Origin of the sequence: Natrinema gelatinilyticum (assembly GCF_024266705.1) — an archaeon.
GTDB classification, from domain to species: domain Archaea; phylum Halobacteriota; class Halobacteria; order Halobacteriales; family Natrialbaceae; genus Natrinema; species Natrinema gelatinilyticum.
The window spans coordinates 1,312,971-1,338,484 of the sequence record NZ_CP100756.1; the positions used below are offsets into that span (position 1 = coordinate 1,312,971).

At 63.6% G+C, this 25,514-nt stretch carries 27 protein-coding genes and 1 pseudogene; 20 read left to right on the forward strand and 8 right to left on the reverse strand.

What is annotated here, in order from left to right:
* Position 1 precedes the first annotated feature (1 nt).
* Both pdhA and lipA read right to left on the reverse strand, forming a co-directional pair.
* Positions 2–1,111, reverse strand: a complete 1,110-nt coding sequence (gene pdhA / locus NJU76_RS06450; RefSeq protein WP_254531961.1) for a pyruvate dehydrogenase (acetyl-transferring) E1 component subunit alpha — start codon at positions 1,109–1,111, stop codon at positions 2–4.
* 277 nt (positions 1,112–1,388) lie between these two features.
* On the reverse strand, positions 1,389–2,363 hold the full coding sequence (gene lipA / locus NJU76_RS06455; protein WP_254531962.1) for a lipoyl synthase: 975 nt from the start codon (positions 2,361–2,363) through the stop codon (positions 1,389–1,391).
* A 248-nt stretch (positions 2,364–2,611) separates the two neighbouring features.
* Here lipA and NJU76_RS06460 point away from each other — a divergent pair, with 248 nt between their 5' ends.
* The 3 genes from NJU76_RS06460 to NJU76_RS06470 all read left to right on the forward strand — a co-directional run bounded on the left by NJU76_RS06460 (position 2,612) and on the right by NJU76_RS06470 (position 6,262).
* A complete protein-coding gene (locus NJU76_RS06460) occupies positions 2,612–3,127 on the forward strand; it encodes a PH domain-containing protein (RefSeq protein ID WP_254531963.1) in 516 nt (171 codons plus the stop codon).
* Positions 3,128–3,185: 58 nt separating this feature from the next.
* Positions 3,186–3,785 carry a DUF7978 family protein gene (locus tag NJU76_RS06465; RefSeq protein WP_254531964.1) on the forward strand — a complete coding sequence of 200 codons (600 nt, stop codon included), beginning with the start codon at positions 3,186–3,188 and terminating at the stop codon, positions 3,783–3,785.
* A 125-nt stretch (positions 3,786–3,910) separates the two neighbouring features.
* Positions 3,911–6,262 carry a DEAD/DEAH box helicase gene (locus NJU76_RS06470; RefSeq protein WP_254532416.1) on the forward strand — a complete coding sequence of 784 codons (2,352 nt, stop codon included), beginning with the start codon at positions 3,911–3,913 and terminating at the stop codon, positions 6,260–6,262.
* Positions 6,263–6,381: 119 nt separating this feature from the next.
* Here NJU76_RS06470 and NJU76_RS06475 read toward each other — a convergent pair whose 3' ends face one another.
* Both NJU76_RS06475 and NJU76_RS06480 read right to left on the reverse strand, forming a co-directional pair.
* Positions 6,382–7,032, reverse strand: coding sequence for an HAD family hydrolase (locus tag NJU76_RS06475; protein ID WP_254531965.1), 651 nt, complete (start codon positions 7,030–7,032; stop codon positions 6,382–6,384).
* An 84-nt stretch (positions 7,033–7,116) separates the two neighbouring features.
* On the reverse strand, positions 7,117–7,752 hold the full coding sequence (locus tag NJU76_RS06480; RefSeq protein WP_254531966.1) for a DJ-1/PfpI family protein: 636 nt from the start codon (positions 7,750–7,752) through the stop codon (positions 7,117–7,119).
* A gap of 321 nt (positions 7,753–8,073) precedes the next feature.
* Here NJU76_RS06480 and NJU76_RS06485 point away from each other — a divergent pair, with 321 nt between their 5' ends.
* From NJU76_RS06485 to NJU76_RS06515, 7 genes and pseudogenes are all read left to right on the forward strand, one after another.
* A complete protein-coding gene (locus NJU76_RS06485; RefSeq protein WP_254531967.1) occupies positions 8,074–8,241 on the forward strand; it encodes a hypothetical protein in 168 nt (55 codons plus the stop codon).
* Positions 8,242–8,352: 111 nt separating this feature from the next.
* Positions 8,353–8,901 (forward strand): hypothetical protein, encoded by a 549-nt coding sequence (locus NJU76_RS06490; protein WP_254531968.1) that lies wholly within the window; start codon positions 8,353–8,355, stop codon positions 8,899–8,901.
* A gap of 68 nt (positions 8,902–8,969) precedes the next feature.
* Positions 8,970–9,272 (forward strand): annotated as a pseudogene (locus tag NJU76_RS06495) (hypothetical protein); the annotation flags it as partial.
* 324 nt (positions 9,273–9,596) lie between these two features.
* Positions 9,597–10,712 carry a DUF7343 domain-containing protein gene (locus NJU76_RS06500; RefSeq protein WP_254531969.1) on the forward strand — a complete coding sequence of 372 codons (1,116 nt, stop codon included), beginning with the start codon at positions 9,597–9,599 and terminating at the stop codon, positions 10,710–10,712.
* A gap of 163 nt (positions 10,713–10,875) precedes the next feature.
* Complete coding sequence (locus NJU76_RS06505; protein WP_254531970.1) at positions 10,876–11,628, forward strand: hypothetical protein; 753 nt, start codon at positions 10,876–10,878, stop codon at positions 11,626–11,628.
* Between the two features lie 156 nt (positions 11,629–11,784).
* Entirely contained in the window at positions 11,785–12,015 is a 231-nt protein-coding gene (locus tag NJU76_RS06510) for an Lrp/AsnC family transcriptional regulator (protein WP_254531971.1), read from the forward strand.
* A gap of 191 nt (positions 12,016–12,206) precedes the next feature.
* Positions 12,207–12,833, forward strand: a complete 627-nt coding sequence (locus tag NJU76_RS06515; protein WP_254531972.1) for an OsmC family protein — start codon at positions 12,207–12,209, stop codon at positions 12,831–12,833.
* Between the two features lie 126 nt (positions 12,834–12,959).
* Here the strand turns inward: NJU76_RS06515 and NJU76_RS06520 are convergent, their stop codons facing one another.
* Positions 12,960–13,844: an IS1595 family transposase gene (locus NJU76_RS06520; RefSeq protein ID WP_254531974.1), complete on the reverse strand. Its 885-nt coding sequence runs from the start codon at positions 13,842–13,844 to the stop codon at positions 12,960–12,962.
* 88 nt (positions 13,845–13,932) lie between these two features.
* Here NJU76_RS06520 and NJU76_RS06525 point away from each other — a divergent pair, with 88 nt between their 5' ends.
* From NJU76_RS06525 to endA, 3 genes are all read left to right on the forward strand, one after another.
* Positions 13,933–14,244, forward strand: coding sequence for a MazG-like family protein (locus NJU76_RS06525; RefSeq protein WP_254532418.1), 312 nt, complete (start codon positions 13,933–13,935; stop codon positions 14,242–14,244).
* 25 nt (positions 14,245–14,269) lie between these two features.
* Positions 14,270–15,046, forward strand: a complete 777-nt coding sequence (locus tag NJU76_RS06530; RefSeq protein ID WP_254531975.1) for a DUF91 domain-containing protein — start codon at positions 14,270–14,272, stop codon at positions 15,044–15,046.
* A gap of 252 nt (positions 15,047–15,298) precedes the next feature.
* Positions 15,299–16,393 (forward strand): tRNA-intron lyase, encoded by a 1,095-nt coding sequence (gene endA / locus NJU76_RS06535; protein WP_254531976.1) that lies wholly within the window; start codon positions 15,299–15,301, stop codon positions 16,391–16,393.
* A 138-nt stretch (positions 16,394–16,531) separates the two neighbouring features.
* On the opposite strand, the gene NJU76_RS06540 is transcribed toward endA, so the two are convergent.
* On the reverse strand, positions 16,532–16,927 hold the full coding sequence (locus NJU76_RS06540) for a methylated-DNA--[protein]-cysteine S-methyltransferase (protein ID WP_254531977.1): 396 nt from the start codon (positions 16,925–16,927) through the stop codon (positions 16,532–16,534).
* On the opposite strand from NJU76_RS06540, the gene NJU76_RS26525 reads away from it, so the two are divergent.
* The 3 genes from NJU76_RS26525 to NJU76_RS06550 all read left to right on the forward strand — a co-directional run bounded on the left by NJU76_RS26525 (position 16,920) and on the right by NJU76_RS06550 (position 20,082).
* Complete coding sequence (locus tag NJU76_RS26525) at positions 16,920–17,054, forward strand: hypothetical protein (RefSeq protein WP_256566407.1); 135 nt, start codon at positions 16,920–16,922, stop codon at positions 17,052–17,054. The genes NJU76_RS06540 and NJU76_RS26525 overlap by 8 nt on opposite strands.
* Positions 17,054–18,688, forward strand: coding sequence for a tryptophan--tRNA ligase (locus NJU76_RS06545; protein WP_254531978.1), 1,635 nt, complete (start codon positions 17,054–17,056; stop codon positions 18,686–18,688). The genes NJU76_RS26525 and NJU76_RS06545 overlap by 1 nt, the downstream gene beginning before the upstream one ends.
* A 191-nt stretch (positions 18,689–18,879) precedes the next feature.
* Positions 18,880–20,082 carry a hypothetical protein gene (locus NJU76_RS06550; RefSeq protein WP_254531979.1) on the forward strand — a complete coding sequence of 401 codons (1,203 nt, stop codon included), beginning with the start codon at positions 18,880–18,882 and terminating at the stop codon, positions 20,080–20,082.
* A gap of 67 nt (positions 20,083–20,149) precedes the next feature.
* Here NJU76_RS06550 and NJU76_RS06555 read toward each other — a convergent pair whose 3' ends face one another.
* Positions 20,150–20,317: a hypothetical protein gene (locus NJU76_RS06555; RefSeq protein ID WP_254531980.1), complete on the reverse strand. Its 168-nt coding sequence runs from the start codon at positions 20,315–20,317 to the stop codon at positions 20,150–20,152.
* Positions 20,318–20,478: 161 nt separating this feature from the next.
* Here NJU76_RS06555 and NJU76_RS06560 point away from each other — a divergent pair, with 161 nt between their 5' ends.
* The 3 genes from NJU76_RS06560 (at position 20,479) to pheT (ending at position 24,046) form a co-directional block, all read left to right on the forward strand.
* Positions 20,479–20,619 carry a hypothetical protein gene (locus tag NJU76_RS06560; RefSeq protein ID WP_254531981.1) on the forward strand — a complete coding sequence of 47 codons (141 nt, stop codon included), beginning with the start codon at positions 20,479–20,481 and terminating at the stop codon, positions 20,617–20,619.
* A 137-nt stretch (positions 20,620–20,756) separates the two neighbouring features.
* Positions 20,757–22,283: a phenylalanine--tRNA ligase subunit alpha gene (gene pheS, locus NJU76_RS06565; protein ID WP_254531982.1), complete on the forward strand. Its 1,527-nt coding sequence runs from the start codon at positions 20,757–20,759 to the stop codon at positions 22,281–22,283.
* Entirely contained in the window at positions 22,283–24,046 is a 1,764-nt protein-coding gene (gene pheT, locus NJU76_RS06570) for a phenylalanine--tRNA ligase subunit beta (protein WP_254531983.1), read from the forward strand. The genes pheS and pheT overlap by 1 nt, the downstream gene beginning before the upstream one ends.
* Before the next feature lie 466 nt (positions 24,047–24,512).
* Here the strand turns inward: pheT and NJU76_RS06575 are convergent, their stop codons facing one another.
* Entirely contained in the window at positions 24,513–24,710 is a 198-nt protein-coding gene (locus NJU76_RS06575; RefSeq protein WP_254521527.1) for a hypothetical protein, read from the reverse strand.
* A gap of 243 nt (positions 24,711–24,953) precedes the next feature.
* Between NJU76_RS06575 and NJU76_RS06580 the strand changes: the two genes are divergently transcribed.
* Positions 24,954–25,262 carry a non-histone chromosomal MC1 family protein gene (locus NJU76_RS06580; protein WP_254531984.1) on the forward strand — a complete coding sequence of 103 codons (309 nt, stop codon included), beginning with the start codon at positions 24,954–24,956 and terminating at the stop codon, positions 25,260–25,262.
* Positions 25,263–25,514 lie beyond the last annotated feature (252 nt).

Sequence of the window (25,514 nt, forward strand, 5' to 3'; positions counted from 1 at the left end):
GTTACCCCTCCAAGAACGCGTCGTCGCCGTAGTCCTCGCGGATCGATTCGAAATACTCGAGTTGGTCCCGCAGTCGTCGCGGCATCCCTTCGTAGACGTGTGCGAAAATTTCCTCGGGATCGGGCCGTTCGGCCGACTCGGCCGTGTCGATGGCGTCGGCGACGTCGTCTTCGATCCGGGATTCGATCGCATCGACTCGCTCGTCGTCGAGCACGCCGTTCGACCGCAGGTACGTTTCGAGTCGCGGGATGGGATCCTTTTGCTTCCAGCGTTCGACCTCCTCGTCGGGTCGATAGACGGAGGGATCGTCGGCGGTCGTGTGGGCCCCGAAGCGGTACTGGACCGCTTCGATCAGCGTCGGCCGTAGTTCGTCTGCATCGGGATTTTTGGCCTTCTCGACGGCGTCGCGGGTGACCTTGTAGACGGCGAGTGGATCCATCCCGTCGACCTGTACGCCTTCGAATCCGTAGGCGGTCGCCTTCTGGGCGAGGGTATCGCTCGCCGTCTGGCGCTCGCGCGGGACGGAGATGGCCCACTGGTTATTGTTACAGAAGAAGACGGTGGGCGTATCGAAAACGCCGGCGAAGTTGAGCCCCTCGTGGAAGTCACCTTCCGAGGTCGCGCCGTCGCCGAAGTAACAGACGAACGCCCGGTCCTCGTCGCGGAGTTTCGAGGCCCAGGCTGCACCAGTTGCGTGGGGGATTTGGGTCGCGATCGGAACGGCGACGGAGAAGATGTTGACGTCCGTGGGCACGTAGTTACCCTGCTCGTGGCCCATCCAGTAGAGCAACGTCCGTTCGAGGGAGAGCCCACGAACCAGCCCGACGCCGTGTTCGCGGTAGCTGGGGAAGACCCAATCGTCGGCGTCGAGCGCGTGTGCGCTGCCGACCTGTGCGCCCTCCTGACCGGACAGGGGCGGATAGGTTCCCATCCGTCCCTGACGTTGGAGGCTGACGGCTCGCTCGTCGAACCGGCGGACGAGCCGCATCTGCTCGTACATCTCGATGAGCTGGTCCTCAGAGAGGTCCGGGACGTCGGCACCCTCTCTGACTCTGCCTGCTTCGTCGAGTACCTGTACTCGTTCATGGGGATCGCGCTGTATCGTGCTCACGGGAAGAGGCACCTGCACATATCGCAGTAATATATCGCTCACGGTAAAGGAGTTTCCCAAATAGTTTACTATCGATGAGATTCCTGCCATCCGTTCGTGGAACCACCGTGCGTCCCCCGACAGTAGTGGACGAGAATGAGCAGAAATAGTCATTTTTTTCCATTTGTCGAATTTCGATGGGAGAGGCGAGAGAAGACTGGACGAAAGCGGAGTTCGATCGAGCCGCCACCTCAGCGGTCGAGAACGGGCGGGAACGGCGGCTCGGTGGGTCGATCGTTCAGGATTCGGTCTGTTGTGATCGCGTCCGGCGCGCGTCGGCTCTCGCCGCTGCGACGCTCTTGCCTTCCCGCAAGACGGCGTCGACGAACAGTTCGCCGGCTTTGTACGACGACCGCACCATCGGTCCGCTGGCGCAGTACAGGAAGCCCAACTCCTCCTCGGCGACGCGACGCCACGTCTCGTACTTGTCCGGATGATCGTAGCGACGAACCTCGAGGTGGTCACGCGACGGCCTGAGGTACTGCCCGAGCGTGACGATGTCGACGCCGCGCTCGCGCAGATCCGCGAGCGTCTGGTAGACCTCGTGATCGTACTCGCCGTGACCGAGCATGATCGAAGTTTTCGTGTAGATGTCCGATTTACGCTCGACGTACTCGAGGACCGAGAGGCTCTGTGCGTAGCCCGCGCGGCGGTCGCGGACGGGGAACTGTAGTCGTTCGACGGTTTCGACGTTGTGGGCGATCACGTCGGGTTCGGCGTCGATTATTTTCTGAACGAGGCGCCGTTCGCCCCGAAAGTCTGGAATGAGTACTTCGACGAGGATGCCGGGATGGCGAGCCTTGATCGCGCGGATCGTCTCGGCGAAGTGACCGGCACCCTGATCGGGAAGGTCGTCGCGGTCGACGCTCGTGAGGACGACGTAGTCGAGGCCGATTTCGGCGATGGCGCTTGCGACGTTTTCGGGCTCGTCGGGATCGAGCGGCTCCATTCCACCAGTTTTCACGTCACAGAAATTGCAGGCTCGAGAGCAGCGATCGCCCAGCAGCATGAAGGTGGCCGTCCCGCCGGCATCCGTTTGCCCACTCCCATCAGATCCGTCGCGGCCCGACCAGCACTCGCCTAGATTGGGGCAGTTCGCTTCCTCGCAGACGGTGTGCAGGTCGTGTTCGCGCAGCGTCTCCCGGATGCCGGCGAACTCCCGTCCCGACGGTGGTCGACTCTTCAGCCAGTCGGGCTTGCGCGCACGACTCATACACTGGCCATCGGACCGCGCAGTGAAAACCGTGATGATTATGCGACCGGACCCCTGCGATCGCGGCCTCATCGCGGTGAAACCTCGATCACCGAGCAGGACCCCACGACCGGCCCACAGCGACCCCACGATCGGTCCGAAGACGAGGGCAGTATGGGCCGACAAACCGCCTGAGACTCCGAAACACTGGCGTTAACCGGCCCGTTACCCCGATAGCTTTACGGACGGGTACGGAATAGCCGGAGTCGATGGCCTTCGGCACAACGCCCGACTGGTTCCACGTGAGCGACGACGAGGACGTCGTTTGGAAGAGCCGTCCACATCCGATCACGATGGGACTTTGGTTGCCGGTCGGCGTCGCGCTCGCACTGATCGGGTTTCTCATCGCCGGCTGGAGCGGGACCGGCGGCATCGGATTACTGACGTTCCTCGGCGTGTTCGTCACGGTCGTCGGCGCGGCCATCGCACTCACCCGCTACCTCGTTTGGACGAGTACCCACTACGTCATCACCTCCTCGGAACTCTACAAGAAACAGGGGATCGTCTCGAGGGACGTCACCCAGTTTCGCCTGGATCGCGTACAGAACATCAGTCTGCGGCAGACGGGGATCGGTCGCCTGCTAGGATACGGCGACCTGACGGTCTACACCGCGGGTTCCGGCGACCCAGAGCTGACCCTCCAACGCGTTCCGGAGCCGGAGCGGGTTAGCAACCAGATAGGCGACCTGCTAGAGGAGCTCGCGACGGACCGGTCGGCGATCTGACTGGCGTCGGAATAAATCGAAACGACCATTATATCAACGTTCGACTGCATTCGATGAAATGGCGTCTCAGCCGGCAGCAGTCGATAGGGCCGCCGAATCGCGCGGTTCGAACGTCGCGGCGAGTGCGGGGTTTGGCGTACTTGCCGCCGGGATCGGCTATCTACTGACGTACGCGATTGCCCGAGGCGAGGTACGCGACGTCGTCGGATCGGACATCGCCGAGTGGAAGGGGGTCGCCTGGTACTTCTACAACGCGCACATGGTCGACGTCGAGACCAGCAGGTCGGTCGGTTCGTTCGGCGGCACGGACACCCTGAACTTCATCGCCGAGTCGAGCAGTTCGAGCGCCGACGCGCTGTACGTCCTCCCACCGCTGGTTTTGTTCGCAGCCGGTGCAGCGCTGGCGGTGTACTGGAGCGTTCCCAATCTCGGCAACGCCGTCGCCGTCGGCGCCCCGGTAATGATCGGTTACGCCGTCGTCATGGGCCTCGGTGCGGTCGTCACCGAAGCCAGCGCCGAATGGTCGTTCTTCGGCATTCAAGCGACCGGTTCCATCGCAGTGCCGCTCCTGCCAGCGCTCGTCCTCGGCGGCATCCTCTATCCCCTGGTGTTCGCGACCGCCGGCGCAGTGGTCGCTACCGTCGTCGACTCGCAGTAGCGATCGACCGTCGGTATCGCGCTCACCGAACACCGAAGAAAGAGTATGACGTGATTCGTTTCGGCTCGGACGGGACTGCGCCTCGAAGGAAACGCCTTTGACGCGGCACTCCCCGTTTCCGTATGATGGAGGTCGCCGAGGTTCTGCCCGAATTTGCCGACGCCTTCGCCTTCGACGAATTCAACCGGATGCAACGGGAGGCATTGCCCGCACTGCTCGAGCGAGACGAGAACGTCGTCGCGAGCGCGCCGACGGCCTCGGGGAAGACAGCGCTCGCGGAACTGGCCATCTGCAAGGCGCTTTCCGACGGTGGAACGGCACTGTTTATCGCGCCGCTGCGAGCCCTCACGAACGAGAAAGAAGACGACTGGAACCGCTTCGAGTCGCTCGACTACTCGGTCTACGTCGTCACCGGCGAGCGGGACCTGAACCCGCGGCGCGCGCGACGGGCGGACATCCTCGTGATGACCCCCGAGAAACTCGACTCGGCAACCCGCAAACACGACTCGCGGCGGTACGACTTCGTCACCGACATCGACGTCTGCGTCATCGACGAAGTCCACCTGCTCGACGCCGACCGCCGAGGATCGGTGCTCGAGGTGACGATTTCCCGGCTGCGGCGGCTTTGTGAGCCTCGTATCGTCGCGCTGTCGGCCACGATGCCCAACGTCGACGATGTGGCAGCGTGGCTCGATGCCCCGGCGGCGAACACCTTCGAGTTCGGTGAGGAGTACCGACCCGTCGAACTCAACGCGGGCGTCAAGACGTATACGCACGGGGAGAACTCCTTCGCGGACAAGTACCGCCGCTTGTACCGGGCGCTCGACCTCGCGGAACCCCACCTCCGCGATGACGGCCAGTCGCTGGTGTTCGTCTCCTCACGGCAGGACACCGTCCAGGCCGCGAAGAAAGCCCGCGACGAGATCGCCGAACGCGACATCCCGATGGGAGCCCGCGGCGACTACGACTTTCACACCGAATCGAAGGAACTCGAGAACGACACGCTCCGGAAATCGGTTCTCGACGGCGTTGCCTTCCACCACGCCGGCCTCTCGAAGAACGACCGTGACCTCATCGAGGAGTGGTTCAAGCAGGGCTACGTCGAACTGCTCTTTTCGACGTCGACGCTGGCCTGGGGCGTCAACCTGCCCGCTCGCTGTGTCGTCATCCGCGACACGAAACTGCACGATCCGCTCGAGGGCGAAGTCGACATGAGTCCGTTGGACGTCCTCCAGATGCTGGGCCGCGCCGGCCGACCGGGATACGACGACGTCGGGTACGGCTGGGTCGTCTGCGACACCGCCGAAGCGGACAAGTACCGCCGACTGCTCCGCAACGGCAAAGAGATCGAATCCCGCCTCGCGGAGAGCCTGGAAACCCATCTCAACGCCGAAATCGCGATGGGGACGATCACCGACCTCGAGGACGTGATGGACTGGCTCGAGACGACGTTCTACTACGTCCGTGGGCAATCGCGGCCCGACGACTACGACTTTCCGAACCTGCGTAGACGCGTCCGCGACTGCCTCGAGGGACTGGTTGCACGGGGCTTCGTCGAGACTGGCGAAGACCTCTCGATCGAGGCCACGCCGCTGGGCGTGCTCACCTCGAAGTACTACCTCCGACTCGACACGGCCGCGCACTTCGCCGCGCTCTGCGACAGGGCGGCATCGGACGGGCTCGAGGGTGAGGACGTCCTCGAGACGATCGCGACCGCCGAAGAGTTCGATTCGGTCTCGGCTCGCCAGGACGAACGCGACGCGGTCGACGCGGTTCTCGTGGGGGCGGACACCCACGACCTCGACGCAGGCGAACGGAAGGTGCTCGCGATCCTCCGTGGTGCGGCCAGTGGGAGCACGCCAGCGGAACTTCGCAGCGACGCCTGGGTCATCCGGCGCAACGCCACGCGACTCGTGTCCGCGCTCGGGGCCTTCCTCGATCGGTTCGTCGGTCCCCACGCCGCGAACCTCGCACGTCGCGTCGAGGCGCGCATCGAGAACGGCGTCGCCGAGGACGCGGTCGGGTTGACAGCCATCGACGGCGTCGGGCCAGGTCGAGCCAGCAAACTCGCGAAGGAGGGGCTGTCGACCCCCGGCGACGTCGTCGACGCGGACGTCGACGGGCTCGTCGACGCCGGACTCTCCGACGGCGTCGCAGAGCGCGTCTACGAGGGGGCGCAGTCGCTCCCCTCGATCGAACTCGAGTGGGGACGGTTCCCCGACGCGATCGAGACGGGCGAAAACGAGGTCTGCGAGGTCACGGTTCGAAACGTCGGCGAACCAGCGCGTGCGGGGATCCGGGTGACCGTCAACGGGGTGGAGATGACGAGTACGAACACCTATCTTCGCAACGAGGAAACCGTCCCCGTCGGCGTCTTCGGTGCCGACACCGACGCACTCGAGTTTACCGTCAGCGTCGCCTTCGCCGAGACGCCGCTACTGCCGATTGAGTCGAGTCGGACTGTCGACGTTCGGTAGCTTCCTCGATCACCGGTTCGGATGCGGATCAGGGACTATCGGTTGTGTCCATAGTATTGACCGCTATTTGTTCTTGAACAGATCTATCATCACAAACAATCCGAGATTTCCGCTATCCATTACCTCGCCAACTCGAGGACACAGTCCCGAAGCGCCGCGGGCGAGTCCACGATCTCGTCCGCGGGCGAGCGGTCGATGTCGCCGTGGGCGTCGATCCGATAGGCGACGACGACCGTCCCGGCTCGAGCGGCCGCTTCGATACCGTTCGCGGAGTCTTCGACGACGATGCATTCGTCGGCCGGAACGCCGATCTCGTCGGCCGCGTAGGCAAAGACGTCGGGGGCCGGCTTACTCGCGCCGTCGATGTCGTCGGCACTTACGACGCGATCGAACGACCCCTCGAGGTCGAAACGCTCCGTGACCATATCGATCCAGTCGTGGGGTGACGAGGAGACGAGCGCCGTGGGGACGCCGCGGTCGTCCAGTTCGGCGAGGAGGTCGTGGAGACCGTCTAACAACTCGGCGCGTTCGGTGTAGATCTCCTCGGCCGCCTCGTCGAACCGCTGGACGAACTCCTCGCGGGAGATAGCCGCGCCATACTCCGCATCGAGATAGTCGTAAATCTCGCGGAAGTTCATCCCGCTCGTCTCCGCGAGATCGACGTCTGCATCGGGGACGGTCGCGGGGAATATCTCCGCACGCTCGACGTCGACCCAGTAGTCTTCGCTGTTGACCAACACGCCATCCATATCGAACAAGACAGCAGCCATGTACGACAGGGTAGTCGATCGTCTCGTATAGCCGTTTGGCCCGCAGCCGTGTGCCGGCAATGCGGTTTGCAGCCGGAATCGCTGTTAGCAGAGGACCTCGCCACGCCGTTCGTGGACCATCTGCTCGGCGACCTCGGTTGCCACGTCCGCGCCGAACTCGCGCTCGAGCAGCCAGAGCGCCAGATCGATCCCGGAGGTGACGCCGCCGGCTGTGAGGACGTCGCCGTCGTCAACGATGCGTTCCTCGCTCACGTCCGCATCGGCGGCGTCGAGGTCCGTGATGGCGACGGGGTGCGTGGTCGCAGGTCGGCCCTCGAGCAGTCCCGCTTTGGCCAGCACCATCGCGCCGGTACAGATCGACGCGATCGTCGCGCCCCGCGAGTGCAAATCAGCGACGGCGGCCGGCAGGGCCCCGTCCTCGACGGCGGCCCGGACGCCGCTCTCTTCGTTGGTCCACCCGCCACCGGGAACGAGCAAGAGATCCGGTTCTCCGAGCACCCCCTCGGGTTCGACCCGGAGACCGTGACTCGCCCTCACGAGACCCTGTCCATCGGATGTTCCCTCGGTCACGTTCACGTCGGTGTCCCCCTCGAGCGTAACGAGTCGGGTCTCGAGCGACGCGCCGGCCCGGAAACCGTTTTCGAGAACCTCGTAGGGACCGATCGCGTCGAGTTCGTCGAACCCGTCGAATAGCACGATTTCCGCGGTTGTGTCGACCATACGTCGGTGATCGTCACCGGATCGGATACTCGTTGCGGGTGATCACTCCGGCCAGGTATCGGGAACCAACACGGCCGAAACCGCACGAGGGAACGCCGAATTGTGAACAGAAGTGGCCGTACCGTTCCACGGATTCGCCACCGTCCTGAACGGAGTTGCGTCGGAGTTCGAAAAATGCCCTCGAGGGCGTCTCGAGACGGTTCGGACGTAACGGTTCGAACGACGACACGCATCGGCGTACTGTGTACGATCTTCTCGCTCACGGCCTTTCGGACGCCTTCGATGGCGAATCGAACCGGGTGAAGGGGACGAAACCGTTCGATGGACGAACCACAGACGTCCGATAGCAATCCCCGCCCATCGAACGGGATCTCGCTCGGCGTGCTAGCACGAGCGGTCCGCGCGCATCGGACCTGGTCGGTCGCGCCGTTCGCAGGGTCCTCGTCTCATCGGCGAGCCGTCGGCGCAACCTCGTTCGATCAGCGTTGAATGGCGACAAACAGACGAAAGCGTCCGTCAAATAGTCTCAAATGCTCGAAAAGCGGATTTACGGCGACCCCCCTTCAAGTCGATCCGGGCACCGAGAGTCGGATGCGAGCTATGAAACGAAAAACGCTCATTGCAGCTGTGTTCGCAGTACTGACACTGACAACCGGATTCGCCGCCGTAGCGTCGGGAAACACACCCGTATCCGTGGATACCGGCGCGGACGATGCAGACGAACAACGTGCCACTGGCGAGGAGCAACGGCACGCAGACGAGCACAGCAACCAGAGTGAGAACGGGACCTCCGCCGACGATGCTGCTAATAAACGCGACAGTCAGGGGCTAAGCGTCGACCTCCCCGAGCAGGTCCCCAATCACGTCTCCTCGATCCACGACCGAATCTCGTCGTACCTGAGCGGCGACCTCGAGGGATCGCTCGGCGACGCGATAAGTGAGATTATGCCGAATGACGGCGACGAAGCGGGAGACGACGAAACCGAACGGCCCGGCGAGGGCAACGGACGTGACGACACCACCGAAGACGAGTCCAAACGAGACCGAACGACCGACGCTGACACCGACGAGTCGCAGTCGAACGGAGCCGAACAGTCCGACACCAACCGGAACGAATCCGTCGATAACGGGAACGAATCCGACGAGTAGATCAGCACGTAACTAACTCGTCATGCCCCCCATTCGCTCAGCCAGCGCCGATCGGCCTCGAGGATCGGCTGCTCCCGTTCGCCGTGAGCCTGCTGGTCGGCGGTGCCGCCCTTCACGTCGGCATCCACGTCGTCTTGGACGCTCGGGACTACGTCCACGCGGTGCTGACCGCGCTGTTCGGCGCGCTGGCCTGGGCCGTCCTCGAGCCGATACCGCTGCTCGGTGGGCTGCTGGCGCTCGTCGCGTGGGTCACGGTCCGCAGGTGGCGCTACCGACTCGGCTGGCTGCCGTCGGCCGACGTGGGCGTCGTGGCCTGGGCCGCAGCAGTCGTGGTCCTCGTGACCCTCGAACTGGTATGGTCGGTTTCGGTTCACTTGGGCGCTCGGCGTTCCGGACGCCTGATACGGTCTGCTGTACCGATGTACCGGTGCACCCGCAGGACGGTCGCGGTTGCACCGGCAACGACGTACAGTAGTCCGTATGAATCGAGCCCCCGCTTACGGATGTCCTCCACCGTCGCCCCCCTGACGCGGCCTTCCACTCGCCTTCACGTGATGTCGCCCTACCCGCATCTTTTCGGATACGCCACGAGTCCCGAGTCGACCACCGCGACCCGACGACGAATGGTGCGTCGAATACTGACACCGAAGGTCGACTTTCGTGTGGTTTAAGCGATGGTACGCGCATCCAGCGGTATGAACGGTCGCGTCGGCACCACAGTCGTGATCATCGCGGCACTGTTGACCGGCTTCGGGCCGGCCGTCGCCGCCACCGAGGTCACGGACCTGGGAGGGCCGCAGTCGAGTCCGTTTACCCTCCAGCAGGATCAGATCGACGCTGACGAGGTCCGAATCGACGCGACTATTCGCCCCAATGGCACCGCCGAGTGGACCCTCGAGTTCTGGGTGCGACTTGACGACAACGAGAGCGCGACGGCATTCGAGGCGCTCCAGAACGACATCCGGGACGACCCTGAGAACTACACGCAGACGTTCGCCGACCGGATGACTGAGACGGTCGCGACGGCGAGCGATGCGACGGGGCGCGAAATGACTGCCGACGGATTCGACGTGAGCACCGATCGACAGTCGTTCGCACGCACGTACGGCGTCGTCAGGTACACGTTTCGCTGGCACGGGTTCGCCGCCGTCGACGGCGGAGAACTGCAGGCCGGCGACGCGATCGAGGGGATCTACCTCGACGACGGGACGCGACTCTTGATCGAGTGGCCGGACGGCTACGAGCTGACGTCGGTTACGCCGGACCCGGACGAGGAACGCGACGGTGCCGTGATCTGGCGCGGCGGCGAAACGGATTTCATCGGCGAGGAACCACGAGTCGTCGTCACCACCGCTGGAAGCGGGCCCACCATCGCGATCGTCGCCGGACTCGCGATCGCGATTATCGGGATCGTCGTTCTCGGCGGATGGTGGTACCGTAATCACGCGTCGACAACGTATCAACCGGCCGGCGGAATCGAGAATTCTGACCGCAATTCCGACCCCAGTCCCGCGACCGATTCGGACACTGCCACGGCGGCGATAACGGGCGACGCGGCGAGTGCGAGCGGTTCACCGGAGATGGAACTCCTCAGCAACGAAGAGCAGGTCCTCAGACTCCTCGAGGACCGCGACGGCCGGGTGAAACAACAGGAAGTCGTCGAGGAACTCGGCTGGACCGACGCGAAGACCAGCAAAGTGATAAGCGGGATGCGGAAGGAGGGAACGGTCGAGTCGTTCCGCCTCGGTCGCGAGAACGTGCTCTCGCTCCCCGAGGGGGACGGCGAGCGAACAGGCGACGAGGAAAAATGACACGAATGCGGACGTACTGCGGATCGAGTCGGTCGATCAGGGTATTCCGGTCGAAATCGACGGACTGCACCGAGTCGAAAATGGTGTTGAATGGCGTTAATCGTCGTTGGACCCACGTCATCGTCTCGAGCGTATATCACCGAGCGAATACGAGACCACACCAATGAATCGAATTACGACGATCACGCTGACGGCGGTGCTCATCGTCGCGGCGGTCGCGGTCCCACTCGCTGCGGCGAGTATTGTCTCGAGTAGCGGAGCACAGGAGGAGGCCGACTCCGACACAGGGAACGAGTCGATCAAGCCGGGCGAGCATTTCGCAGCCGCGGTCGGCGTTCAGAACGTAGAGATCGAGGGCGACGTCTCAAATCGAGCCTACGGTGTCAGGATCGCGAACGCCGAAACGAACGGTGCGAAAGCAGCAATCACCGCGAACCAGTTCGAGGAGACCAAAACGCGTCTCGCCGAACTCGAGGCTAGACTCGAGACGTTGAACGAGTCTCGAGCAGCCGGCGAACTCAAAGCGGGACGCTATCGCGTGGAAGTCGCGAAAACCGTCGCCGAGTTGCGGACGGTCGAGCGGCAGGCTGCAGCGGTCGAGCGGACCGCGGATGGATTACCCGAGGCGGTGCTCGCCGACCACGGTATCGACGTCGAGTCGATACGGACGCTTCGAGACCGTGCCGGCGACCTCGGCGGACCGGAAACTGCGGCAATCGCTCGGTCGGTCGCCGGCGACGGAATCGGCTGGTCGATCGGAACGGATCCTGAGTTCGGTACCCCGGTCGGAAGCGACGGACGAGATCACAACGGTGCAAACGAAACGGCTGCGGAACCGTCCGGTGAAACGGCGGAACCGACCGACGATGGCGGAGAGTCAAATTCGGGGTCGGAAGACGATCCCGAGTCCGCATAGACGAGATGCTGCCCGGGTGCGACCGCGGACTGACGGGACGTGAGCCGCTCGGGGGAACCAACGTCGTGTAACTGATTCGAAGAACTCGACGACGGGATCGACGACATCGCCGGTCACACGTCCGTTTTTTGCCGCTCGGGAACGAAGTGTCGCAAAATGGTGTACGCGTATACGACGGTCGACGTCGCGACCGGAATGTCCGACGAGGTCTGCGAGGCGCTGGCAGACGTCGAGGGCGTCGTCGATGCGCACGTCATCGCGGGTGACTTCGATGTGATGATCGAACTGGAAGGCGAGACATCCCACGACGTACTCGCGTCCGTCACATCGTCGATCCGTCCGCTCGATGGCGTCGGGACGACGCGGACGTACATTTGCATCGACTGACAGAAACGTCACCTCGGAGAAATCGTCCGGGTTCGACCCGTCGGAGAAAGACGATCCTGTTCGATTCGACACAGAACTGTGAAACAGAGGCCAGACAGGTCCGGATCACTGGACGTTCTTCCAGACGATCCGATAGAATCGTAATATGTGATTAAGACGACCGCGAACCTACTACCAATCGAGGGAGGACGATGACACCAGACGAGCAACGGCAACCTGCAGCGGAACGGAAAGGGGAAATGGAACACGGCGTAGACGCGGGAGAACACCTCGAGTTCATCGACTGGGTCGAAGCCAATCCGGACGAGGCCATGCTCGAATTCCGCGCCTCGGGGGTCACCGAAGAGGTGGCGAACCGGACCACTGCGACGATCGGCGAGTGGGCCCTCGGAGGCGAAGAGATGGGTGCGGATCGAGAACACACCCTCGAGTTCGGCCTGCCGCCGGAGCTCGAAGATGCGATGGGATATCTCGACCCGACCGACCGCTACGAAGCGGTCGAGGGCGCGCTGGCCGGCCTCACGGCGTGTATCAATGGAACAGTCGTCTTCAACGCGATCCGGGAAGACATCGAGATCGACGACGTGACGACGACGGTTCGCGCTCCGATCGACCTTCGGATGCTCTTTGGCATCCACGACGTCGACAGCGCCCACGAGGTGTACGGTGAACTCGAGATCGACGTCGAGGTGACGGGCGATCTCACCGACGCCGAAAAGGCGGCCGTTCGCGAGTACTACAAGCGCTCGCCCGTCTACAACCTCGTGACGCTCGAACACCCCAACAGGCCGAAGGTCGATTTCAGCGCGACCGCCTGACGGAGGACCGAGAGGCGACCAGATACGTTCGATTTTTTGTTCACGCTGAACGGGCACCGTACATGGACGAGCAACGGGAAGTCGCGGAATTCATCGAACGCTCTTGTGAAGCACATTGTTGGTGACTCAAAGAACTGCTCGAACGATGTGGTTGAGAGCTTCTCGACCTGGTTTGCGGAGGATTTGTCGTCGGAGCTGGAACGATCTGAGATACGTGGTCAGTTTGTCCTTTGAGACGCCTCGATGTGGCGAGAGCCACCGTCGCGCCAGCGACGAGTGGCTCTCGCAGGTGTTCACGTGTGCGTCACCATCAACGTACTCGCCATCTCCGTGAATCACTGCTTCTCGCTGGAAGTTCTCATCAGTTTCTAGTGGCTCATAGGCACGAAATCCATCCGTATAGACGGTGAGCGACTCCTCCTCGTGGTCAGCGAGGAGGAGTCGCACAGTCGATTCATCAGCGGATTTCGCCGGGACAACATATCGCTGATCGCTCCCACGATCAACGAGCGTGAATACTGGCGATTTGTCCTCGGTGTACGTTCCTCGTCCACGCTTCGAGAGACCACGCGAGCGCGACGGTTGCTCGCGCTCGCGGCCTTTCAGCCCAGCAGAGACGTAGAACTCGTCAATCTCAACTGGGCCAGTGAGAGTGAGAGATGGCGCGTCGAGCGTTCTGGCGAACTGCTCGACGCGCCGGTGAAGCGTTCGGTAGGAAACGTCGAGTTCAGCCTCTAACTGGCGGATACTCGTGTTGAACCGAAGGAACGAGTAGAACGCGAACAAGAGGTTGTCGAGGCCGATCTTCGCGTGCGCGAAGATCGTGCCAGTCTTGTCGTTGAACGTGCGGTCGCAATCCTTACAGAGATACCGCTGATACTCTCTGTAGCTGCCGTGTTTGATCACTGATTCAGACCGGCAGCGCGGGCAGTAGAGGCCCTCGCGCCAGCGAACCTGCTGGAGCAGGTTCGCGGCGTTCGCCTCCGAGTTCAGCACTTCAAATGGGAACATATCGGGTGACGTGAACGCGTCACCCTTGCCCGCTACGATTTCTCAGCGACAGCGTTACCGACCAACAATCTGCTTCTGAAGAGCGTTCATCGAATCGTACGACCTCGAGACGCCGCCGGCGTTCAGGCTCCTCGATCTCGTATCGGAGGTCGGAGAACTCGCGAAGGAGGCGAACACGTCGACAGAGTACGGGTCCTCGCCGGCCGACCTCGAACTAACGTCCGACGAACTCGGGGACGCTCTGTTCGCGCTGCTTGCAGTCTGCGAGGCGCTCGAAATCGACGCTCCCGATGCGCTCGCAGAAGCTCTCGAGAAGTACGAAAACCGCATAGAGGACAGTTCGACCCCCGGGTCTGGGAGGGAAGCGGACGGGGTTTCACAGTTACATCCTCGAGTTTAAGTACGAAACCGGGGCCAACGGTCCTATGATCGACGACGCGATCCGCGTCCTCGCGGGTGACTGCACCGTCATCGCCGAAGATGCAGACCGGGAAGAGTACCGCGGTCGAGTAACCACGATCGTCAAACCGGACAACACCGTGCTGGTCCACGACATCGACGGCTACCAGCCGGTCGCCTGGATCACCCGCGCCGACAGCGTCTCGAGCGATCGACGGGGCGACTTCACGTTCGTGGCGAAGAAAGACACCCAGACGTTGCGGATCGCCGCTCACGAACAGGACGGCTTCGCACACTATCCGACCTCGGTCGCCGGGACGCCCGTGGGGGTGTGTCCCGACTGTGACGGCACGCTCGTGCGCTCGAGCGGCGTCAACTGCGTCCGCTGCGGCGACCGCTACGGCGTGCCGGCGGACGCGACCATTCGAGACGAGCAGTGCGATTGTGACTGCGGCCTCCCTCGAATGCGCGTCGAACGGGGGCTCGCGTTCGACGTCTGTCTCGACCGGGCCTGCGAGTCGCTCGACGCGGCGGTCAACCGGGCCTTCGACCGCCAGTGGGGCTGCCCCGAATCGGAGTGTGACGGCGACCTCAGGATCCTCAGGCGGGGCGGCCTCATCGCTGGCTGCGAACACTATCCCGACTGTGACACTGGCTTCGCCGTTCCCGCCGGCGTCGTCGACGGTGAGTGTGGCTGTGGCCTACCGACGTTCGAAACCGCACACGGCAGCCGGTGTCTTGACACGACCTGCGATCGAGCGCTGGATGAGGTACTCGAGGCCGATTCAGCGGCGGACGACTGATATGGACTGCTGTACGTCAGTTCCGGAGCAACTGCGACCGTCCTGTAGGTGCGCCGGTACGTCGGTACAGCAGACCGTATGAATGGCCCGCTGCAGCCGCCGTGCGATAGCCTCCGATCAGCCGCCGTTCCAGGGTGGGAATGAAAGGGGCTTTCAGCGTGGCTGCTGTCGCGGTCGTTCCGCCGTTACTCGAGATATTCGGTACCGAGAATCGATCCGCAGTCACTTAGTCCCGGCCGGCAAACACCAGATATGGCACTCGAGGGGCGATTAGATGACGGCGTCGTCCGCGTCGGCGGCGACGCGCGCCAGCGGTATCACGACTCGCGAGGCTATGGCTACCCGCTCGACGGGAACGAAATCGCGCTCGCTCCCGTCGAGGCGGCCCATCTGTTGTATCGGGGGGATCTCGAGGCCATCGTCGACGCCGACTGTGGCGAGCGCCTCGGATTCCGAGAGTTCATGGCCCGCGAACCAGGTCGAGACTTCGGGGTTCGGTTCCTCGTCTACGCGGATCTGCGGTCGCGGGGGTTTTATCTCTCACCGGCCGCAGAGCCGTGGATCCCGACCCCGCCGGGGGGCGGGGCTGATTTCGCCGTGTTCCCACGCGGGAAAGGGCCGGGAGACGGCGAAATCGCCTACGCGTTGCGGATCATCGGCGAACGAACCGATATCCCTGCGAGCGAACTCCGGGAGGGCGTGCTGACCGTCGTCGACGAAGAGAGCGAGATTACGTACTTCGAGGTCGGCCGCCGCGATCCGTCGGGTACGTCGGTGCCCGACGCCGCGCTGCCGTCGAACTGCGAGGCCGACCTGCTGGCCGATCGGGTCGTGGTCTGGGATCCACCGCTCGAACTCTACGAGAAACGGTTCTATGGCCAGCCGCTCGAGGGGAGAGAGTACGAGCGACCGACGCTGCAGTGTTCGCTGGTCGAAGCGACCTATCTCGCCGAACGAGGCGCGCTTTCCCTCGATCCCGAAACGGTCCGCGAACGGGGCCGCGAGGTCGAGGGCGAACGGTTCGATCGGCGGCTGGCCGTGTACACGGTCCTGCGAGAGCGCGGACTCGTCCCGAAGACGGGGTACAAGTTCGGCGCTGATTTCCGCACGTACGCCGACGTGACGTCCGTCGACGACCTGGGCCACTCCGAATTGCTGATTCAGGTCCATCCCGCGGCGTACGTATTCGAGCCGCGCGATCTGGCGCTCGACGTCCGACTCGCTCACGGCGTCCGGAAGACGATGGTATTCGCGCTCGTCGACGACAGATCCAGCGACCACGGCGAGAGCGAGCCGGACGAAACCGACGGTATCGAGTGGTGGTCGCTCGAGCGGCTCACGCCGTAGGGACCGGTGCCGTCCGCACGGAGGAGGATTCGACGAGCGTGAACAGTCGACGGGCCAGCGGTCGTTCGGTATCGGGCGACGTGTCCGCGATGGTGTAGTCTGTTTACCGCGCCGTGGCCTGGACTGCGGAGCGTGACCCTACCGCTCGCCCGGGATCGCTGCCCCTTCGTGTTCGAGCAATCGCTGTTTGAGATCCAGTCCGCCCGCGTATCCGACGAGCGAGTCCACGCCGACGACCCGATGACAGGGAACGATCACCGGAATCGGATTGCGGCCGCAGGCCTGTCCGACCGCGATCGGCGAGGTCTCGAGTTCCGACGCGATCTCCCCGTAGGTTCGAGTGTCGCCGGCCGGAATCTCCGCCATCGCCCGCATTACGCGGCCCGTGAAATCGTCGGGATAGGCGACGTCCACGTCGAACTCCTGGCGCTCGTCGGCTTCGTATTCGCGTACCTGCTCACGGATCGTTGCCCGATCAGCGTCGATCGGCGAGTCGTCGATTTCCCGCTCGTGCCCGAATACCTGAATGCGCATCGATGATCGACCGTCGGCGCGAACCCACTTCAGTATTGACGACCGGAGAGACGTCTCGATCGACGACGATTTCGTCGACGGCGAAGCCGAAGGCTTTTGCGCGCTGCAGCGCCAATCCGCACACTAATGACTGGAGACGACCCACTCGAGGAGTCCGAGTCGGGGGAACCGACGACAGGGGAACCGCTCACGGATGGCGGAGCGGCCGGAGCTGACGACGTGGCGCTGGACCCCTGGGGCTCCTCGAGCGTCTCCGACTACCGGAAGCTGTTCGAGGAATTCGGCATCGAGGAGTTCGACGAGGTCGTAGCGGAGGTCCCGAATCCACATTATCTGATGCGCCGTGGCGTCATCTTCGGGCATCGAGACTATCGGCCGGTCGCGCGGGCGCTGCGCGACGGCGAACCCGCGGCCGTCCTCTCGGGGTTCATGCCGACCGGCGACCCTCACATCGGCCACAAGCTGGTCTTCGACGAAATTATCTGGCACCAGCAGCAGGGAGCCGACGCCTACGCGCTGATCGCCGACCTCGAGGCTAACTCGGCTCGCGGAATGAGCTGGGAGGACATCGACGAACACGCACGGGACTACCTGCTCTCGTTGCTCGCGCTCGGCTTCGATGTCGAGGAGGGGACGCTCTACCGCCAGTCGACCAATCGCGAGTTGCAGGACCTGGCGTTCGAACTCGGCGCGGAGGCGAACTTCTCGGAGCTGCAGGCCATCTACGGCTTCGACGGCGAGACCGACGTCTCGCACATGCAATCGGTCGTCACCCAGGTAGCCGACATCCTGTACCCGCAACTCGAGGAACCAAAGCCGACCGTGATCCCCGTTGGGCCGGATCAGGACCCCCACGTCCGGTTGGCCCGCGACCTCGCCGAACGGATGCGCTTTTTCGGGGTGACGGAAGCGTACGCGAGTTTCGAACTCGAGGACGACGAGCGAGTCGTAGTCGCAGACGCGTACCGGAAACTCGAGGAAATGGCCGGGGAGAACGACGAGATCCGGTGTCTCGACGCCGTGGAGCTCATCGAAGATGGGCCGGAGGCGGTTTCGTTCGACGACCGCGATCGGCCCGAAGAAACGGTCGCCGCCGCGGCCGACGCGCCTGCGGAGACCCGAGCGGTGGCGAAACTGAAGAACGCGGGGATGGAGCCGCTGCGCCCGCGAACCCGATTTTTCGATCGCCGCGCGACGGACGAGGCGTTCGAGGCGCTGATCGGCGCCATCGAGGGCGAAAAGCGGGTCTACGAGAATCACATCGATGCCTTCGAGACCGACCGCACGGACGCCGAGGACCTCGCTCGCGCAGTCGAAGTCGACACCGGCGGCTACGGCTTCCAGCCGCCGTCCTCGATCTACCACCGATTCATGACCGGCCTCACCGGCGGCAAGATGTCCTCCTCGGTCCCGGCCAGTCACATTTCGTTGCTGGACGATCCCGAAGCGGGTTACGACAAGGTAAAAGCGGCTACGACCGGCGGCCGCGAGACCGCCGAAGAGCAACGCGAGAAGGGAGGTCGGGCCGACGAGTGCCCCGTTTACGAACTCTACGCCTATCTGCTGGCCGGCGACGACGACGAGTTCGCAAAGCGCGTCTACGACGAGTGCGTCGGCGGCGAGCGCCTCTGTGGCGACTGCAAGGAGCAGGCCGCCCAACTCATGCGGGAATTCCTGAAAGAACACCAGGAGAAACGCGAACAGGTCGTGGACCTGCTTGAGGCGGCCGACATCGAACTCGAGTCGCCGCGGCGTCGGTGACCACCGCGAACGGGATGGGCCCATTACACGGCCACCACCGGGACGAACCGCGTGCGAGAACGTGGATGCGGCGCTCGCGGCGGTCGACAGGTAGTCGAGCGACCCGAGCGGACATTTTGGATGCGGGTAGAGTTGCCGTTTTGGCGTCTGACGAAGATATATAGGCCCGGTTGTGGAAGCCGGGGATATCGATGGCCCTGAATTCACGTGATTCGGACGACCTGCTGGTCTGTGTCGACGTCCTCGATGCGTTCGGCGTCACGGTGACGGACATCGAACGGGAATCGACCGGCGAGGAGACCCTCGAGGCGGTACTGGCCGACACTCTCGTCGATGGAATCGAGCGAAGGACCGTACTCCGGCGGCTGATAGCCCAAAGCGACCGGGGTATCTCGTGTGCGGCTCGGTACTCGCAGGCCGAACTCGAGCGCGAACTCGAGGCCGTGTTCGAGTCGATCGGATGGTCGCTTACGATCACGGCGACCCGGACGAATTGCGACGTCCTCGCGACCGATCCTCGCGGTCGTCGCCGCGAGGTGTCGGTGACGTACCCCGAGACGCCGCTCGGGGCCAACAACCTGCCCGCAGTGCTCCAGAAAATATCCGAGACGGTTCTCGCAGGGACCGACGCGCTATTCGTCCTCCTCTCGTCGGGCAGCGACCGCTGGCGGGCCGCGCTGATCGAAATCAGCGAACTCGAGCGCCTCCGCCGTCGGTACGGCCGGCGGATCGACGCGGTCGATCGGCCGCTGTTACCCGAAGACGAAGTCGAGGCGTACGTCCCGGCGGAGCGAACGGAGCCGGATTTCGCTCACTCCGAGATGGCGGCGGGGGCTGACGCCGATACCCGGAATCCACCGTGGCCGTCGTGGGCACTCGAGGCAGGCGGCTGGAGGACGATCGACGGGACCGAGAGCGTCGAATCGCTGGTCGAGGAAGCCGAGTGCGAGCAACGCGGTGGGCCGACGAAGGGGCCGAGAGGGGCCGTGTCGGGCGCCACAGACGGGGCGCGGAACGCGTCGGCCACCGAACCGACGACGGCGGACCGAACGCCCACCGCTGGCGACTTCGGCCCGCTCTCGGGACCCAGCCAGACCGTACGCGTCGCGAACGACGCGTTTGGAACCGACGTCGGGTGCCAGTCAGACGGAGACTCTTATCGCGCGCTCGGGGTGGCACTCGACGCTGGCGGAACCGTCACCTCGCGAGGACTGCTCGCGGACGACACGTTTTTCCCGACGCTACCGGCCGCCGAACTCGAGGAGACCCGCATCGAGTTCGCCGACGAGTCCGATCCCGCGGCGGTCCGCGACGCGAAATCGACAGTGGATCGATCCGGTTTCGAGTGGGTCGATGCCAGTTCGCTCGAGCCGACGTGGGGCTCGAACAGCTAGACGGCTTGTGCTGCCGGGGCGAACCAAGATGACGGCCCGCTCCTCTCGGTCGTCGTGAACGCGAGCGTCAACCGGTGGTCCCGGACGTCGAGAGGAGGGCGCCGACGGTCGAGAACACGACGAAGTACGCAACCGTAGCTGCGACGGCGACCACGCTGATCACGACGAGGGCGAGGATAAACGAACCGATGAACCGACGAGCAACTGATCGAACGAGAGCCCATGATCGGTTCATCGGCGACTATATATGTCAGCATAGAGTAACGATGGCGCGCGTCAACGCATCGGTCGCTCGAGAGAGGCGAGGGCGCCAGTTCCGGGCCGGAGTCGATCGACGACCGACTGCCGTGGGACTGACCCACAAGATTTTTGCATCGTCCCCGATTTCTGCCCCGTATGGCACTCGAATCCCACTGCGTCCACGTCTTTTCGAGTTCCTCGAAACGAGAGTCGGGACGCAAACGGCGTGAGCGTGCCGGTGTCGGCGATCAGCAACGGCGACCGCAGACGGGATTCGGCTTCTTTTTTGCCCGGTGAATTCCGGGCCGGTGGAACCGCACGCGCTCACACCGGGCGTTCGCGGCGAAACCGACCGTTCGACGTCCCTGTCGGGGGTGGCCCCGGGCAGTATCGGAACCGCTAACTGACCGACACGCAGCCATACGAACAAGCGAATGCAACTTCCAGCACAACAGGTCGCGGTCCTGGAGACCGCGAGTGCGGACGAGGCAACGTCCGTCGACGCCCTCGCCGCGGCGACAGAACTCCCCCCTGAAACCGTCACCGGGGCAGTCTTCGAACTCGAGGACGAGGGGCTGGTCGCCGTCAGCGAACGCGTCGACGAAACGGTCGCACTGACCGACGAGGGGCGAGACTACGTCGAGGATGGTCTCCCAGAGATTCGACTCTACGAGGCCGCCCTCGAGGCCGATGCCGACGCCGACCCCGTCTCGATGGGACGGGTCATCGGCGCGTCGGCCCTCGAGGGCGGTGCGGTCGACATCGCGCTCTCGAACTACGCACGCAAAGGATACGGTAGCATCGACAGCGGCGAGATCACCGCAGACCCCGACGTGAATCCCGAAACGGACACCGAGGCGACCGCGCTCGAGGAACTTGCCGACGCGGACGACGCGCCGATCGACAGCGTCGACATCGGTACCGAGACCATCGAGCAACTCGAACGCCGCGGCCTGCTCGAGCGCCGCGAATCGACGGTCCGCGAGGTGACTCTGACCGAACTCGCCGTCACCGAACTGATGGCGGGGGTCGAAGCGGCCGAGACGGTCGGACAGGTCACCCCGGAACTGCTGACGAGCGGCGAGTGGGAAGACGTCGAATTCGCCGAGTACAACGTCGAGGCCGACGCCGAGCGGTTCGAGGGCGGCAGGGTCCACATCCTGCGCCAGACGGCCGAACGCGTCAAGGACGTCCTCGTCGGCATGGGGTTTCAGGAGATGGAAGGCCCCCACGTCGACGCCGACTTCTGGATTAACGACTGCCTGTTCATGCCCCAGGACCACCCTGCGCGGACCCACTGGGACCGGTTCGCGCTGGAGCAGCCCACCCATATTGAGGAACTCCCCAAGGACCTCGTCGAGCGGGTCGAGCGTGCCCACCGGGAAGGCGTCGGCGAGGACGGCGAGGGATATCATTCACCGTGGGACGAGGACTTCGCGCGCGCACTCGCGCTCCGCGGTCACACCACATCATTGTCGACGCGCTACCTATCGGGCGAGGAAATCGGACGACTGGAACCGCCACAGCGGTACTTCAGCGTCGAGAAGGTGTACCGAAACGACACGCTCGACCCGACCCACTTACTCGAGTTCTTCCAGATCGAGGGGTGGGTGATGGCCGACGATCTTTCGGTTCGGGACCTGATGGGCACCTTCGAGGAGTTCTACTCCCAGTTCGGTATCACGGACATCGAGTTCAAACCGCACTACAACCCCTATACCGAGCCGAGCTTCGAGCTGTTCGGGACCCATCCGACGACCGGCGAGCTCGTCGAGATCGGAAATTCGGGGATCTTCCGCGAGGAGATGCTCGAACCCCTCGGCGTCGAGTGCGACGTGATGGCCTGGGGACTCGCCCTCGAGCGGTTGCTCATGCTGATGTACGGCTTCGAGGACATCCGTGACATCCACGGGACGCTGTGTGACCTGCAACTGCTACGCGAGACGGAGGTGACCTACTGATGCCCACGGTCGACATCGACCCCGACGAACTACGCGAACTGACCGGCCACGACGAGAAGGGCGACGAAGAACTGAAGGAGGATCTGTTCGGTCTCGGCCTCGAGTTCGAGGGCCGCACCGAAGCGGGCGCGTTCGAACTCGAGTTCGCGCCAGACAGGCTCGATCGGCTCTCCGTCGAGGGGGTGGCCAGGTCGATGCGGTACCAGTACGGCGACTCGCGGGGAATTCACGTACCCTCCCCGAACAAACCGGAGTGGACGATCGAAGTCGACGAGTCGGTGCCCGACGAACGGCCGTACGTCACGGGCGCGGTGATCCGCGACGTCGACCTCGACGAGGACGGACTGGATTCGCTCATCCAACTCCAGGAGAAGCTTCACGCGACGATGGGGCGAAAGCGGGCGAAGGGCGCGATCGGGATTCACGATCTGACGATGCTGAAGGGCCGCGATGCGCTACGCGCATCGGAGGAGACGAGCGGCAGTGAGCCGCGAAACAGTCCGGCGACGGAGGGGAATCCGACTATCGAATACGTTGGCGTCGAACCCGACGGAGACCGGTTCGTCCCACTCGACGCGGACGAGGAGATGACCCCGGCAGCAGTACTCGAACGTCACCAGACTGGACAGACGTACGCGGATCTCGTCAGCGACTACGAGCGGTATCCGGCGATCTACGATGATCTCGGCCTGTTCTCGTTCCCGCCGGTGATCAACGGTCGACGAACCGAGGTGTCGACGGATTCGCGCGATCTCTTCGTCGAGATGACCGGCACCGATCAATGGACGATCGACAAAATGCTCACGATCGTCTGCTACGCGCTCGCGGCACGCGGAGCCACGATCGAGGGGGTCACGATCGAGTATCCCGATCACGAGATCGTTCGGCCCGATCTCTCGACGAAGACGAAACGGGTCGCCCACGACCGCATCGAAACTATCCTCGGAATCGGACTCGATCCCGACGAGGTGATCGATCTCGCCGAGCGTTCGGGCCTCGAAGCGGAGAAGGCGGAAAACGAGGACGGAGAACTCGTCTACATCGTGACGATCCCGCCCTATCGCGTCGACGTTCTCCACCCGCTGGACGTCATCGACGACCTCGGTCGGGCATACGGCTTCAACGACCTCGAGCCGCGCTATCCCGACGTCGGGACTGTCGGCGGCCGCCACGAGCGCTCCCGCCTCGAGAACGCCGCCCGCACCCAACTGGTCGGGTTGGGCTTCGAAGACCTGCTGAACTTCCACATGATCAGCGAGGCGGAAAATTACGACCGTCTCGAGATTCAGCCGGGAGAGGACGTCTACGGGGCCGGCGAGCCCGCGACGATCAAAGAGCCCTACAGCGAGGACTTCACGATGCTTCGGACGTGGGTTCTGCCCTCGCTTCTGATGGTCCTCGAGCGGAACACGCACCGGGCCTATCCGCAAAACCTGGCCGAAATCGGCTTCACCGCCGAGAGAGACGAGGCCGAGAACACCGGCGTCTCGGAGGGGCGCCGCGTCGGTGCCGTCCTCGCGAGCCACGACGCAGGCTACGAGGACGCCAAGGCTCGACTGCAAGCGCTGGCCCGCAGCTTCGGCGTCGAACTCGAGACGCCGCCGACGGACCATCCGACCTTCATTTCGGGTCGAACAGCCGCCGTCGTCCTCGACGGCGAGGAAGTCGGCGTTATCGGCGAAGTCCACCCGACGGTACTCGTCGAACACGACCTCGAGGTGCCGGTATCGGCGTTCGAGTTCGACCTTGAGGCGCTGCACTAGGCGACTCCGGGCGAACGCCACCCTCCGACGAGTCGGAGCTGGCGCTGATGGAGCGCGTGGATCCCGACAGCGTTCGGCGTTCGGGTTTCGCCTCCCTCGAGCCCCTCGAGAGATAGCCGGCTCGTCGCCGGGATCACCGCTGTGCTCGTTCGTCCCGTCAGACGCCTTCCGACATCTGGAGTCGACGGCTGGATTGTCGCCGGCCAGACGGCCGGTGACTGCCGACGATCGGTGCGTCGGCGACGTCGTTCGATCGACGGCCGAAGCAGGGGGCTTTACGCGAGAGGCGTGACGGGACGCGCTGCGTCACGGACGGAAGAGTGGTCCCGGTCGAGGTTGTGCCGGGGAGCGCCGTACCGCACGCAACGGCCGCCAGCGCGGCAGACCGGGCTTCGAGGCCGAGAAGCCGTCTCGTCGTCGCGATCGACGCTTCGCGTCTTTCGGACGATTGCTCAGGAGTTCGTCGTTAGAATTCGTGTTCGACGTCTTCTTCGTCGGCTTTTTGGATGATGATTTTGCCGTCCCGAACTCGGACGAAGACCTCGTCGCCGATGTCCATGCCCGCGACTGCGAGTTCATCCTCGTGGAGGTTGAGGTGCACGTTGTGGTAGTTGCCGTTTTCGTCTTTCGCACCGCTTGGACTCAGCTTCTTTTTCCGTACCATCGCGGGATTCTATACCGAACTTCGCCGTAGGATATACTTAAGTGTTTTCGACGCCCAAGCGCTAGTGCTAGTCCTTGTTACACAGGCGGGTTGATACCAATCAGGGGACTACGTCCGTCCTCGAACAAGATAGTGTGAAATGGTAGCGTTCGCTACCAACTTAAAGATACCGGCGCAGTCCATCGGTTTTCGGGGATATCTTTATAACGGACCGTGAGTTGAATTGACACGGAGGCGAAAATCATGGTACGCGAAGACGGCAAACGAAACTTTGCACTACGCGAATCGGGCGGCGATGAATCGAGCGTCTTCTCGGGCAACACACCCCGACAGGCGGCGCTCAAGGCGGCCCGACGGCTCGAGCCCGGCTCGAGCGAGGAGTCCGCGGAACGCGTCGAACTCAAATTGCGAGAGAAGGGGACGGACAAGGTACACATCTACGACGGCTGGGCCTGGGAGGAGACCGCGCCGAGTGACAAGCCGAGCTGGATGCCCGACGAAATTACGGAAGCGAACGTCTCGAAGAAAGGAATCGAACATTTGGACGAATAATTCGATTGATCAGTCGCTTTCTCCGGGACGGATTCGACGACGAGCGGCGTCGTTGGATTGCCCGAGGTCGAAAGTGCGTGCCGATAAGTAGTCGACGAGGCCGATTCGTCGGCCTCGAAGTCGCGGTCGCCGATTCGACGGGAAATTATACAGGCGGAGCAGGCCAAACGCCTCGGAGCGTGACCCCGAACCAACGAGGGTCGAGTACGGTCCGCGAAACCCGACGGTCTTTTGACCCGTAACCCACTATCA